Raw genomic sequence first — 12,933 nt, forward strand, 5'->3', positions numbered from 1 at the left:
TGTTTATCGTTAAAAACAGGGGGCATGGATGGGAAAAAGAAAAGAGATAACCGGTAAGGATAATGGAAAGCAAAAAATGTGGATAATAATCTCTGTCATCATAGTGTTCTTTGCTATGGCTGGCTATGCAGGAATGTCTTATTACTATTCAGACAGATTTTTTCGGGGAACAACGATCAATGGAATTAACTGTTCTGGAAAAACATCGGAAGAGACAGAACAGGCGGTTGCTAAAAAAGCAGAGGACTATCTGCTGGAAGTAAAGGCAAGAAATCTGAAATCACAGAGTATCAATGGAAAATTGATCGGATATCGTTATGTTTCGGATGGCAGTATTTCCCAATATCTGGATGAACAAAAACCATATAAATGGGTTCAGGGATTTTGGAAAAAGCAAAATTATACAGCCAAGGAAAATATGACCTATGATAAAGTGAAGTTAAAAGAACAGCTGGAAAAACTGGAATGTGTAAAAAAAGAGAATCAGACAGCACCAGAAGATGCTTATGTAGCTTATAAAGATTCGAAGTTTGAAATCGTACCGGAAACAGAAGGGAATACCCTGGATTTCAATGGAGCTTATCAGGCACTGTCAGAAGCGGTTGCTAGCAAAAAAAGAACAATTGACCTGAATAGCTGTCCGGCTGTTTATGTAAAAGCGGCAGTAATGAAAGATGATCCAGATCTTAAAAATTCATTGGAAGAATGCCAAAATCTGATCCGGACCAAAATCGTATATATATTTGGAGAAGAAACGGTAACATTGGAGGGAGACGAGATCAGAAACTGGCTTATTTTTGATGAAAGAGGAAAGTTGCAAAAAAATGAGGATGAACTGAGACAGTGTGTGGCAGAATATGTGGCACAGCTGGCTGCCACACATGATACCGTAAATACAGAGAGGGAATTTTGCACAACAAACGGACGTACTGTTCAGGTGTATAGTTCCGTTTATGGATGGAAGATCGATCAGGAAAAAGAAATAGAAACCATCATGCAGGAAATGATTGCAGGAGTACAGATAAACCGGGAACCGGTATACGCTATGCGGGCAAATGCACGGGGAATGAATGATATAGGTAGCACGTATATTGAAGTGGACCTGTCTGCACAGCATTTATATTACTATCAGGATGGTTCTATCATTTTGGAAGCGGATATTGTGTCAGGAGATATGCAGTATGCAGAACGGCAGACACCACCGGGGATTTTTCAACTGTATTACAAGAAAAGTCCATCTGTGCTGAAAGGAAAGATGTTGGAAAATGGGAAATATGAATATGAAAGACCAGTAACTTACTGGATGCCTTTTAATGGGGGGATTGGATTTCATGATGCTTCATGGCAGCCATACTTTGGAGGAAATCGTTTCCGAGAAGGTGGTGGATCCCATGGATGCATTAATCTTCCGGCGGACAAAGCGGCAGAACTTTATAATAGGATAGACGAAAGTGTGCCGATTGTCTGTTTTTATTAAAAATGGGCAGGATATATAGTTTTATATAGAGGTTTGTTTATAAAATGGAAGATCTTAATTGGTCTTCTGTTTTTTTATAATTATCAGCAATAATTTCATGGAAGAAAAGTGTGTATGTTCCGTCCAGATATGGAAAGAAGTCTTTGACCATTTTGACCGGCAACCGAAAAAAATCGAGACAAATGAGAACTATTCGATTGATGAAGATGCAAAGGAAATCTTGCAGGAGAAAAGCAAGAGGATGCTGGTTACAGAAGCAAAACGAATGGCAGTGTATTAAAATTAGGTGGATGTAATTGAGGAAAAAATATGATATCATGTTAGTAACAAAACGGAAATTATGGAGGGAATAGAGTGTGAAAAAATGCAAATATTGTGGCAAAAAACTCAATGATAATTTTGAATTTTGTAACAGTAAATGTGAAAATTGTTATGAAAAGATGATGGATAAAGACAGCCATAAAATCAAGTATTTTACATTAGGCATTATTTTGGGATTCTTAGTTATGTTTTATGGCATTATTTCTAACAATAATGTCTTTATAATAGGAATTGGGATTATAGTAATGGGTATAGATGTTGTTTTATTGCCATTTACAACTCCTGAAACAATTAATTTTCTAGGATATCAAAAGTCAAAATTCGCAGGAAGAATATCAGGCATATTGCTTATAGCAGTTGGAGTATGGATGTGTTTTATTCAATGATAAATCCCAGCCTGCAAAATTGAAAATAAATTGAAAGTCACGAAATCGGAGGAGTTAATGATTATGTGGAATGAATTAGGCTTAAGCGGGGGAACCGCAATTATTATTTTGATTGCGCTGTATTTCGTCATCAAATGGGCAGTGAAAAATGGAATCAAAGAAGCCTACAGTGCCATTACTGGAAAGAAAACGGAAGAAGATGTCAGAAACGAAAAAGAATTGAAAGAACTCGGATTTGAGTTAGAAGATAAATAAAAGTTTGGAGAATTGAGAAAATCGGGATTTGGAGGAGATTCTTATTTATGAAAAAAGGGATAAACAAATCAATTTTATTTTACATTGCATCAGTTCTGTTTTTCATAGCGTCAGCTATTGGCTTTACGAGTGGAAATGAAAGTTCTATGGCTATAGTATGGTTATGTCTTGGTTCTTCATTTCTTTGCTTGGGTTCGACTCATAAGAAAAAGGAAAACAATACAGATGATAAATAATTTCCTGCTTGTATTGTTGGAAAATAGGGATTTATCGAGTCCTTTTGTGATTTGCAACTGCTGGTTGACAGATTTACAGCCTGAAATGGTGGAATGCAAACAGTAAAATTGTTATATTTAGCTCATAGAATCTGCAAAAGGAGGAAAAAATGATTTTAGCTGATAAGATTACAGAGGAAAGAAAAAAGAATGGATGGTCACAGGAAGAACTAGCCAATCAGTTGGGCGTATCCAGACAGGCAGTATCTAAGTGGGAAAGTGCAGGGGCTGTTCCAGATTTGCAAAGAATTTTACAGATGTCGGAGCTATTTGGTGTTAGTACAGATTATCTATTAAAAGATGAAATGAAAGCAGAAAATATCACCTATCGCGAAAGTACTGAAAGCTATGCAGAACCGTTGAAAAAAGTAACTATGGAGAATGCAAATGAATTTCTTGACATGAAAAGAAATGGATCCAAAGTAGTGGCAAACGCAACAAGTATGTGTATCTTAAGTCCAATATTATTGATTGTTCTTGTGACAATGGCAGAAGATAGCGTATTTCATGTTTCGGAATCTCTGGCAACAGTATTTGGATGTGTTTTTTTGCTTGGAATGGTTGCGGCAGCCGTCTTTTTGTTTATTACATATGGAATGCGTGAATCACATATGGAACATTTTGAAAAAGAATGCTTTGAAACAGAGTATGGTGTATCTGGAATGGTACGAGAAAAAAAAGATTCCTATGAACCAATTTTTATCAGAGGAACAGCTGTTGGGGTAGTGCTTTGTATACTGGCAGTGATTCCGACAATTATTGCCGAATCTATGGAAGCGTCCGACTATTACTGTGGTCTTTCCGTTGGATTACTGCTATTCATACTTGCAATAGGAGTGAATCTGTTGGTTCGTGTTGGGATGGTAAAAAGCAGTTACGATACCCTTCTTCAGGAAGGCGAATATACAAAAGAAGAAAAACTGTTTAAGAAAAAGACTGACACGTTTTCTGGTGTATATTGGTGCTTGACTACAGCGATTTACCTTGCATGGAGCTTCTGGACGATGAGCTGGGATATTACATGGATTGTATGGCCGGTTGCAGGTGTTTTGTTTGCAGCATTGCTTGGTGTGGTAAAAATGGTGTTAAAGAATGACAGTGAAACTCAGCACCATATTTAAGATGGAGTTAAGTTTTTTTTCGCATATTATACGCATCCAGAACTTCCAGTTGACCGAGCTATTTAGAGCGAATGATGCTTCTTGTCCAAAGAGCAAGAAAAGGTAGATTAGAAAGTGTTTTTTACAGGCAGGTGATTAGATGAATGATCAATTCTTACAAGGAGTATTATTCGATTGGAATAGAATTGATAACGATAGTTATTTAAAGAGAATTAAGGCTTTTAAAGAGATTGAAAAACTTGTTTTCAATAAACCAATTACCTTTTTTGTCGGAGAAAATGGCTGTGGTAAATCGACTTTATTGGAGGCACTTGCTGTAGCACATGGTTTTAATCCGGAGGGTGGAACAAAGAATTATGTTTTTTCTACGCATGATACACATTCAGAATTGTGTGATGCGATAAGAATTTCCAAAGGCTATCGGAAGGAAAAGTGGGGTTATTTTCTTAGGGCTGAAAGTTTTTATAATGTTGCAACGAAGGAAGAAGAATATGCGGATCTCACACATCCTTCCGCTAAATATCATGAAAAATCACATGGAGAGAGTTTTCTCGCATTGGCACAGAATAATCTGCGTCCAAATGGCTTGTATCTTTTTGACGAACCGGAAGCTGCATTATCCCCACAGAGACAGCTTACATTGTTGATGCAAATATATAGTTGTGCAAAAGAGGGAGCACAGTTTATTATAGTTACGCATTCGCCAATTTTGTTAGGAATACCTGATGCAGATATCTATTGTTTTGATGATGGACGAATACATTTATGCGAATATGAAGATACAGAGAGCTATCGGGTAACAGAAATGTTCATAAACAACAGGCAGATGCTGTTGGATAAATTGCTAACATATTAGACAATAAAGGAATTGACGGATTCAAGTCTATGAAATTAAGAAAATCAGGATTGTAGAGAAGGAAAATATTACATGAAGAAATTAGTATTGGTATCATTAAAAACGTTTGCCTTTTTTGTAGGCTGGGCTATATGTGCTTCAATTTTGCCTATACCAGATACAAAAAGTGCGGCAGTCTGGAGATTTTGGGCAGAATTGATTCCATTATTGTCAGTTATTGGTTTTACAATTATTTTCAGCTTTTATCAATAGCGTTATGCAGGAAGTGTTAGTTCGTGGTTACTTGTATCAGATGATAAAAAATAATTACAACATCGTTGTCGCTGTCCTTATATCTACCGGATTATTTACATTTGCACATGGTGGGGCTTTTGAAGCAGGAATACTTCCTGTACTAAACGTTATAACAATGAGTCTTTTCGTGACGGCAGTTTTGGAATACACAGAATCCTTAGTTGCTCCGATCGTAATCCATTTTTTATGGAATGGAGTTGGTGCAATTATTTTGGGTGGAGTATCATTAGCAGAAGATTATCCGCATTTGTTCAACATGGTAATTAGTGGAAATTCAATTTTGTCGGGTGGCAGCTGTAAAATTGAAGGTAGTATAGTTGTACTGTTTATGAACTTGATTTTAATGTTTGGATTCGTAATGGCAAAAAAGATAAGGGACAAAAATCTATAATTTCAGTTTTATTGTACTTTTCTAATTTGAGACACACTGTGCCCTGAATTGAGCTGGTCACATTATCGTGCCCTGATGCGTATAAATTATGAGAAAGCAAGAACAAATGCAATGTAGACCTGGGATTTAAAAAACTATACTATAGAAAAGCGTTAGAGGTGGCAGCGGGAATGAAAAATAAAATTTTGGTGATAGAAGATGACCGTGCAATTTCAGAATTGCTGTGCATGAACCTGGAGGCAGCAGGGTATGAGACTGTGGCAGCGTATGATGGGGAAGAAGCCCAGCGGCTGCTCTTATGGCATGAGGATGCAGATATGGCAGTGGTGGATATCATGCTGCCGGGAAAAGACGGATTTGCACTTATGGAGGATTTTAAAAAGAAAGATATTCCGGTGCTCTACCTGACTGCAAAGGATGATGTGGCTTCCAAGGTGAAGGGATTAAAGCTGGGTGCGGAAGATTATATGGTAAAACCTTTTGAGATGCTGGAACTTCTGGTACGCATTGAGAAGGTACTGGAGAGGACGGGACGGGCCAAGAAAGTCTTAACGGTCCGGAACATCCTGGTGGACATGCAAAGCCATCAGGTCTACAAAGACGGGCTTCCGGTAAGCCTAAAGCCAATGGAATATGACCTCTTTGTGCTGCTCCTGCAAAATAAGAATATTGCGCTTGGAAGGGAAGAACTGTTAAAACGGGTCTGGGGAGAAGACTACCTGGGAGAAAGCAGGACGGTGGATGTCCATATCGGACAGCTCAGAAAAAAGCTGGAACTTTATGATGAGATCAGGACGATCCCGAAACTTGGATACCGTCTGGAGGAATAAGGATGAAGCTGTGGAAACGAACGGTACTTCTTATGCTGGTAACGTTATTATGTGCCCTGCTCCCAGTGGGAACGCTAAGTCTTTATATCACAGGAAAACGAAGCCTCAATAATGCTGCAGAGACCTACGGAAGACAGCTGGAAAATGGCAAGATACTCCTGGAACAATTTTGGGATAACAGCAAATATGAGCAGATGTCCGAGACTGGAAAGCGGGCTTATATGGGCTTTCAGTTCCAGCGATGCTGTGGGGAAGGCATGGCTCTCATCGACCGAAAAAGCAATGCCGTCATTGAAAACCTGACAGATTATAAAGTGGTGGGGCTCGAAAACTTAGGCTTAAAGGATGAAGGAGATCCTTATGCCTACAAGATACAGAAACTGGGACAGAAATACCTCCTTCTCCAGCTGGAACCATTATCCAGACCGGAAGGATACGAAGTCCTCTCTGTTCGGGAAGTCACAGGGCTTTTTGCAGAGCTGAGACAGACCGCTGTCTGGTTTTTGGGAATTTATTTGTCTGTGTTCCTGATCGCCGGCCTTTTTATTTATATGATGATGCGAAGAACTGTGGAACAGATGGAGAAGCTACAGGAAGTGGCAGAGAAACAGGAGCTGCTCATGGGGGCACTTTCCCATGAAATGCGTACCCCGTTAACATCCATTATCGGGTATTCGGATACCCTGCGTCATGTAAAGCTGAAAGACGAACAGAAAGACCGGGCACTGGAACATATCAACCGGGAGGGAAAGCGCCTGGAGGCTCTTTCAGGGAAGATGCTGCAGATGCTGGGGCTTTATCAGAACCATGCCATACAGATGGAAATGACCACGGCAGGTGATCTTTTAAACCATGTCATAGACATGGAAAAAGAACAGGCAGAAAAGAAAGCGGTGCACCTCAAGATGGAATGTGAAGCCTTTTCCATGAAAATGGATCCGGCCCTGATGGAAAGCCTTCTGATAAACCTGATCGACAATGCCCTAAAGGCTACGGATGCCGGTGGAAGCATTTGGGTAAAGGCTTATGAGAAAGCTGGAAAAAAGATCTTTGAAGTGTCGGATACCGGAATGGGGATCCCGGAGGAAGAACTGGGAAAGATCACAGATGCATTCTATATGGTGGACAAATCACGAAGCCGAAAAGAAGGCGGATCCGGACTTGGGCTGGCACTCTGTGTGAAGGTGGCAGAAATCCATGGTGGATGCCTAAAAATCGAAAGTATACAGAGAGAGGGGACCACGGTAAGAGCCATCTTCTGATTTACAATTTGTTTACATCTTGATGAATACATCGGCAAAGCAATATGGTACTCTTTTCTCATAAGAAGAGAGTACCTTTTTTAATACCGAAAGGAAAGGATGGAAAAAGGATGAAGAAAATAAAAATGTTTATGGGAGCCGTTCTGTGTATGAATCTTTTGACATTATCCGGATGTGACCGTGTTGTCCAGTCTGCTGTTGTGGAAGAAAAGAATCAGACAGAACAGAAAAATGAAGAGAAAAAGGAAACAGTTCAGAAAACCGTCGCAGAACAGGTAGAGGCACCGGAAACATACCAGACAACAATCCAAGCAGATCTAAGATCAGCGGACCGGGAGGATAAAGAAACCCCGATGAATTTTACCCTGACAGCGGATGCACCGGTAAAAGTCCCGGATGTAGATGCAATCTGTTTAAAAAAAGTAAAAAGGGTGGCGATTCCTGAAGAAGAACAGAATAAAATAAAAGACACATTCGGAAAAGGACAGCCCATGCAGGAAGAGAAGAATGAGAACGAACAGGCGGGGACATATACAGTAGATGGACTGACCTATCGGTATTCTTATGTACAGAGCGAGCAGGTATCGGATGTGGAGGAACTTGGATTTCAGATAGCGAAGTTTAGCTTTGATGATTGTGGGGACATGACCCTGGCATCAAGTGAGAAAAAAGAAAGAGAAGAACGCTTTCAAAATTATATAAAGGCAGGAAGCGGGAAAGTGTCTGAAAAGGAAGCAAAGGAGAAGGTTTCAGGTCTTGTGTCCGGAGACTGGGAGATATTTGAAAGTTCCTCAAAAGCACTTACTGAAGGAAGCACTACCCTGGAAAAAGATGACTTCATTTTTGAACGGATGATAGACGGGGTTCCGGTTAATTATGTGAGGGAAACCTCTCTGCCTGTTAATGAGCAGGCTCTTGAATGGGAAAATGAGGACGGAACACTTCATGAAGGACAGCCTGAAGGATGGGAAAATGAAGTACTGACAATGGACTTTTGCAGTGGGACACTTCAAAGTTTTCTGCACAGAAATCCCATAGAAGCTTCGAATGCTTCCGATGAGACGCTGTTCTTACTTCCTTTTGATGAGGTCAAGGATATTTTTGAAAAAACGATCACTTTGCAGGTCATGACAGAAGACAAGAATCGGATGATATCTGTCGATGGAGGAAGCCACTACCGTTATCCGTCCATTGATGCACAGAGTGCGGAGATAACCATAACAAAGGTACAGCTGGGCTATATGTGCATGCCAGACAGTGAAGGCAGCGATACCGAAGCAGTTCTGATCCCGGTGTGGGATTTTTATGGAACCTGGACATCCAAAGAGCCAGAGTATGAGTACGGAAATGGGGAGGATGGACCGGTCATGGGAGACGTGACGATGGATGATGCAGGTGTTTCACTCCTTACGATCGATGCACGGGATGGAAGCGTAATACAAAGGATTCAGGCTGGATGGGCGGCTTCTATGGACTCTAAGGATATAAAATAGAGTGTGAATTTCAATTCCTAATAAATGATGACAGAAAGACCTGGATTTTCAGGTCTTTCTGCTTTATAGGAAAAAGAAAAATACGTTATACTTTTCCTATAGAAAAAGGCTGGAAGAATATATATGGCAGAAAAAATGGCAGAGCAGATCGCAGAGATTTTAAAAGAACCTAATTTTCAAACGGCAGAGAAAGCACTGACAGATTTTTGCGGAACGATGGATGGGAAATTCAGGAATCTTCTGGTGGATATTATTGTGGAACGATGGATCGATACGCCTAAAGACGTACCGTTTTCCTATGCCCGCAGCATTTGGAATCGGAAAGATATAAATAAAGAAGAGTATCAGGCATTGCTGGAGGAAATCCGAAGCTATCCCATCGCCCCGATCAACAAGGCAAAGATATCGGATTTTTTATGGGTTGTGGAAAATGATTTTTCAAATGCTAAAATAGCAGAAACGGCTTATTGCGAATACTTGAAGAACACCGGTGCATTTGCAGATCATATCATGGCTATAAACCGGATCTTGTTTATCTCTAAAAAAATCCGAAGCAAGGAAATCAATGAAGAGGTGCGAAAGAATCTGCTGATAAAAGTATTAGAAGAGTATGATAACAGCAGCCACGCAAAAATTGGATATTTGATAAAAACTGCCATGGAGGAAAAAGTGGATACAGGATATCTGATCCCTTATGTGGAAAATATCTTGAAAACTTACGATGATAATAGCTGTGATGCACCGCTCATTGGTAAGTTTTGTGATCTGTTGGAAGAACTCTATTGCAGAAAAAATAACTGGCAGAAGAAAAAGTGTATTACTGAACCTAAACTGATTGCGATACGAAGACGTAAGATTCAGACTATCCGGATGGAGGCTGAATATGCCGGGGCCTCTTCTAAAGGAAATTTAATGAGAAAGATTCACTATTTGAAAGAGGTTATTCAGTTGTTAAAGACCATACAGGGTACGGAAGAAGAAAGAAAGGCACTGTTGCAGGAAATAGCACAGATAGAAGAAGCTTCCCTTTCGGAGATGATGGTATGGAGTGATAAACAGGATGCCAGCGGCATTGTAAAAGAACTGTTCCGCCAACTGGAAGATCTTGATAAAGAAGAGGCATTATGTTATTTTGCTTCATTTCTTCCGATTCCGGTAAGAGAAAAGGTAAAGAATCAAGTATTAAATAGGACTGGGATCCTGAACACGATATTTCCAGCGGCAATCCTTGGAAAAGGAGGAAAATTAATTGCTAAAAGCAGGCCTGTGAAAAAGCCTGATGGAACAATCGATGAAGGTGCGCTTAAGGATAATATGGAGCGGACAGCAGCCATGGAGATGGATTATTTTGCACAGATTCTGGTGAGAAATACGTTTGAATATATTCGTTCCAGATTTGTGATCGAAGAGAGTGATGTAAAAAAGATTGTAGATGTAAGTTGTGCGATTCCAGAGGGGAGAAAAGAATCGTATACCAAGGGTCTTATGTTTGGCTTTTCAGGAGATTTTTTGACGGCGCTAAGTATCCTGATTCCACAGATAGAAAATGCAGTAAAATATCTGGCAGTGGAATGTGGAGAACTTGTTTACAACATGAATGAAGAAGGGATTGAAGAAGTAAAACCAATGCACGCTGTCTTAGAATTGGAAGGAGTAAAAGAAAGCCTGGATGAAGACCTTATATTTGCTTTAAATACGATTTTCTGTTCAAAATTTGGATTTAACATGCGCAACAATGTAGCACATGGAATGCTGGATGATCAGGCATTCCAGAGCTTTAAAGCTTTGTATATCTGGTGGTTTGCACTGAAATTTTGCTATCTATTCTGCGGAAAATTACAGGAGGAGAATAGAAGTAAAATAAATAAAAAGCTGAAACAGCTGATGGAGAAGAACGATAATACGGATGAGAATTAATATAAAATGGTTGGACGGATGGTATGGTTTCCTTAAAAAGTGTTTGGAAGTACCCGGCAAGCATATCGTTTGGATATCAAAACGCACTTTGGGGACGCCCTCACCCCCCGGAATGTGTAGCACTGAGAGTAAATCTATAAATATAATATGAATTATAAAAACACTCCAACTTAGTAGTCAGAGTGTTTTTCATAAGCATATATTTTTTTTATAAAAATAGAGAGAAAGTATTTTGGTAGTTACGGATTTAAGAAAAACCAAAATTCATGTCCCTGGCATACAATATAGCGCTCCAACCACTCATTAAAAGGAAGGTTAAAACGATCGGTGTCAGGAGCTGGATAACATAAATAATCTTCTCTACCTTCTAATACAGCTTGTAAATCCATGGTTATATCACCTATATCTTGCAGAAAAAGAATGGGAAGATGATAGGTGAATTCTGGATCAGATAAAATGGGTGTATTATTCCAAACCTCTTTTTGATTAAGAGCTTCTTTTAAAGAGTAGATGGTACAGCTGACTAGAGAACTACCCTCTTCTCCACAAAAAAGCTCCATTCCATTTGAACAAGATAAAAAGGCTTTATACGAAGCGGGAAGTTTCATGTTGGGAAAATATTTTTCAAATAACTGAATTTCTTCGGAGGATACAGGTGGGTAAAATTTATGAGTTACTTTTATAGGCTCATCACCTAAATGCCATTGATAGACCCAACCATTATTATCCATCTCATATTTTAAATTTTTGAAAATTCTGTGTATTGCATTTACATCTTCCATTATGTACTCTCTCCTTAATAATTTCTAAACCAAGAAGTTATTGCTCTATGGCTTTCGGTTTTGACGGGCATTAAATTATTAAAATCATTTAATGCACCTCCATATTGTCTTGGGCGTATATGATGAATTTGAACACTTGACCAGAAGGAAGAAGGCTGTTTTCCATATTTTTCTTCATATTGTTTTATATACTTTGATCTTCCATTCCATGTAGGAGATTTCGCAAGCTTTTTCCAAGTGGTGCTAATTGTAGATTCAGCATCTTTTTTAGATACGGGATCAACATATTGAGGGAAGATTTATCCTTTTTTATTTGTTAAAATAGGAGTTATTTGTCCGTTTGCACCAGGATTAGAAGTGCCATCAGCCATAACCGCGTTAAAGGAAGTATTTAATTTCCAAAACATTGTATTAGCAGCGGTAGTAACATATTTAACCTGTCCCTTTCTTATTTCACTACTTTTAAAAGTTACAGTTCCTAAATTTGTATTAGCTGTTACTTGTTTTATATTGGATCCATGACGTAGTGTGAAATGAACAGTGAGAACTTTAGGTTTTTCTCCAATCATAGAGTCTATAACAAAACCATAACGTAATTTTCCGTCAACATAAAGATAATTAGTATGATATGTAAACTCACCGACAACTTCCTGTTCTCTGGAAGCTAAAGAAGAGGCATTTTTTCTATTATGAAGATTTACAGAGTCAGTGCTTAAAGATGTAGCATTTAAAGATAATCCCTCTTCATCATGTAATGAGGATATTTTTATATCAGATTGAGTAATATTTTGATTTGAGGCAAAAACACTAAAATTGACGCTTAATATCAATGTAAGCGATAACATCCACATGAGTATTATTCTTAATTTGTTTTTTTTACGCATAGTTGTCCTCCCGAAAAATATTTAGCTGTCAAATTAGCGCTTTGTTCAACAACGGAGAGCAATTATAGCACGTTTTATGTTTTTTTCAATAGTTTTTTGCGCATTTATAAGATTTGTATAGAGATTATTATGAAAAAACATAATATCACTAGAAAAGTAGTTACAGTAAGAATTGAGTAATTGAACCCAAAAGAGTGTATTTGGAAAGAAAAAAGGTGACGTTGTATATGTTGTTGGTTTTTTAATCTAAATATAAATATAGTATCACTATTTTGAAGTTTTTAGTATAAAATTTTATGAATATATAATAAAATTCATTTATAAACACACTGAATGACAATAAGAATCTTCGGGTTGAAATACAATGTAATTGTCAAAAACGTATGTTC

The 12,933-nt window shown here is 38.6% G+C and carries 15 protein-coding genes; 13 read left to right on the forward strand and 2 right to left on the reverse strand.

The window, feature by feature from the left end:
• The first annotated feature begins 28 nt into the window (after positions 1-28).
• From DWX61_RS07730 to DWX61_RS07790, 13 genes are all read left to right on the forward strand, one after another.
• Complete coding sequence (locus DWX61_RS07730; protein ID WP_118624624.1) at positions 29-1,477, forward strand: L,D-transpeptidase family protein; 1,449 nt, start codon at positions 29-31, stop codon at positions 1,475-1,477.
• Positions 1,478-1,574: 97 nt separating this feature from the next.
• Positions 1,575-1,757, forward strand: a complete 183-nt coding sequence (locus tag DWX61_RS07735) for a hypothetical protein (protein ID WP_118070527.1) — start codon at positions 1,575-1,577, stop codon at positions 1,755-1,757.
• Positions 1,758-1,833: 76 nt separating this feature from the next.
• Entirely contained in the window at positions 1,834-2,184 is a 351-nt protein-coding gene (locus DWX61_RS07740) for a DUF2116 family Zn-ribbon domain-containing protein (RefSeq protein ID WP_021651963.1), read from the forward strand.
• 63 nt (positions 2,185-2,247) lie between these two features.
• On the forward strand, positions 2,248-2,439 hold the full coding sequence (locus DWX61_RS07745; RefSeq protein WP_059085796.1) for a DUF6019 family protein: 192 nt from the start codon (positions 2,248-2,250) through the stop codon (positions 2,437-2,439).
• A gap of 47 nt (positions 2,440-2,486) precedes the next feature.
• On the forward strand, positions 2,487-2,675 hold the full coding sequence (locus tag DWX61_RS07750) for a hypothetical protein (RefSeq protein WP_005342828.1): 189 nt from the start codon (positions 2,487-2,489) through the stop codon (positions 2,673-2,675).
• 149 nt (positions 2,676-2,824) lie between these two features.
• Complete coding sequence (locus DWX61_RS07755) at positions 2,825-3,835, forward strand: helix-turn-helix domain-containing protein (protein WP_118624626.1); 1,011 nt, start codon at positions 2,825-2,827, stop codon at positions 3,833-3,835.
• A gap of 139 nt (positions 3,836-3,974) precedes the next feature.
• Positions 3,975-4,691, forward strand: a complete 717-nt coding sequence (locus DWX61_RS07760; protein ID WP_118513846.1) for an AAA family ATPase — start codon at positions 3,975-3,977, stop codon at positions 4,689-4,691.
• 72 nt (positions 4,692-4,763) lie between these two features.
• Positions 4,764-4,943, forward strand: coding sequence for a hypothetical protein (locus DWX61_RS19550; protein ID WP_330637472.1), 180 nt, complete (start codon positions 4,764-4,766; stop codon positions 4,941-4,943).
• A gap of 4 nt (positions 4,944-4,947) precedes the next feature.
• On the forward strand, positions 4,948-5,376 hold the full coding sequence (locus DWX61_RS07765; RefSeq protein ID WP_330637471.1) for a CPBP family intramembrane glutamic endopeptidase: 429 nt from the start codon (positions 4,948-4,950) through the stop codon (positions 5,374-5,376).
• Between the two features lie 170 nt (positions 5,377-5,546).
• Positions 5,547-6,206 carry a response regulator transcription factor gene (locus DWX61_RS07775; RefSeq protein ID WP_044961767.1) on the forward strand — a complete coding sequence of 220 codons (660 nt, stop codon included), beginning with the start codon at positions 5,547-5,549 and terminating at the stop codon, positions 6,204-6,206.
• A 2-nt stretch (positions 6,207-6,208) separates the two neighbouring features.
• Positions 6,209-7,468, forward strand: a complete 1,260-nt coding sequence (locus DWX61_RS07780) for a sensor histidine kinase (RefSeq protein ID WP_118624628.1) — start codon at positions 6,209-6,211, stop codon at positions 7,466-7,468.
• Between the two features lie 110 nt (positions 7,469-7,578).
• Entirely contained in the window at positions 7,579-8,961 is a 1,383-nt protein-coding gene (locus DWX61_RS07785; protein WP_118624630.1) for a DUF6034 family protein, read from the forward strand.
• A gap of 123 nt (positions 8,962-9,084) precedes the next feature.
• Complete coding sequence (locus DWX61_RS07790) at positions 9,085-10,878, forward strand: DUF4209 domain-containing protein (RefSeq protein WP_118624632.1); 1,794 nt, start codon at positions 9,085-9,087, stop codon at positions 10,876-10,878.
• A gap of 239 nt (positions 10,879-11,117) precedes the next feature.
• On the opposite strand, the gene DWX61_RS07795 is transcribed toward DWX61_RS07790, so the two are convergent.
• Together DWX61_RS07795 and DWX61_RS07800 are read right to left on the reverse strand one after the other, a co-directional pair.
• The gene (locus DWX61_RS07795) at positions 11,118-11,660 is read right to left on the reverse strand and encodes an SMI1/KNR4 family protein (protein ID WP_118069966.1); all 543 of its coding nucleotides are present in this window, start codon (positions 11,658-11,660) and stop codon (positions 11,118-11,120) included.
• A gap of 299 nt (positions 11,661-11,959) precedes the next feature.
• Entirely contained in the window at positions 11,960-12,544 is a 585-nt protein-coding gene (locus DWX61_RS07800; protein WP_118624634.1) for a hypothetical protein, read from the reverse strand.
• Positions 12,545-12,933: the final 389 nt, after the last annotated feature.

This window comes from Ruminococcus sp. AF20-12LB, from assembly GCF_003478985.1.
GTDB lineage: Bacteria > Bacillota > Clostridia > Lachnospirales > Lachnospiraceae > Blautia_A.

Excerpts from the sequence above, each read along its gene's own strand:
- DWX61_RS07795 (WP_118069966.1), bottom strand. The coding sequence starts at position 11,660 with ATGGAAGATGTAAATGCAATACACAGAATTTTCAAAAATTTAAAATAT.
- DWX61_RS07800 (WP_118624634.1), bottom strand. The coding sequence starts at position 12,544 with ATGCGTAAAAAAAACAAATTAAGAATAATACTCATGTGGATGTTATCG.
- DWX61_RS07735 (WP_118070527.1), top strand. The coding sequence starts at position 1,575 with ATGGAAGAAAAGTGTGTATGTTCCGTCCAGATATGGAAAGAAGTCTTT.
- DWX61_RS07745 (WP_059085796.1), top strand. The coding sequence starts at position 2,248 with ATGTGGAATGAATTAGGCTTAAGCGGGGGAACCGCAATTATTATTTTG.
- DWX61_RS07760 (WP_118513846.1), top strand. The coding sequence starts at position 3,975 with ATGAATGATCAATTCTTACAAGGAGTATTATTCGATTGGAATAGAATT.
- DWX61_RS07765 (WP_330637471.1), top strand. The coding sequence starts at position 4,948 with ATGCAGGAAGTGTTAGTTCGTGGTTACTTGTATCAGATGATAAAAAAT.
- DWX61_RS07775 (WP_044961767.1), top strand. The coding sequence starts at position 5,547 with ATGAAAAATAAAATTTTGGTGATAGAAGATGACCGTGCAATTTCAGAA.
- DWX61_RS07780 (WP_118624628.1), top strand. The coding sequence starts at position 6,209 with ATGAAGCTGTGGAAACGAACGGTACTTCTTATGCTGGTAACGTTATTA.
- DWX61_RS07750 (WP_005342828.1), top strand. The coding sequence starts at position 2,487 with ATGAAAAAAGGGATAAACAAATCAATTTTATTTTACATTGCATCAGTT.
- DWX61_RS19550 (WP_330637472.1), top strand. The coding sequence starts at position 4,764 with ATGAAGAAATTAGTATTGGTATCATTAAAAACGTTTGCCTTTTTTGTA.
- DWX61_RS07730 (WP_118624624.1), top strand. The coding sequence starts at position 29 with ATGGGAAAAAGAAAAGAGATAACCGGTAAGGATAATGGAAAGCAAAAA.
- DWX61_RS07755 (WP_118624626.1), top strand. The coding sequence starts at position 2,825 with ATGATTTTAGCTGATAAGATTACAGAGGAAAGAAAAAAGAATGGATGG.
- DWX61_RS07785 (WP_118624630.1), top strand. The coding sequence starts at position 7,579 with ATGAAGAAAATAAAAATGTTTATGGGAGCCGTTCTGTGTATGAATCTT.
- DWX61_RS07790 (WP_118624632.1), top strand. The coding sequence starts at position 9,085 with ATGGCAGAAAAAATGGCAGAGCAGATCGCAGAGATTTTAAAAGAACCT.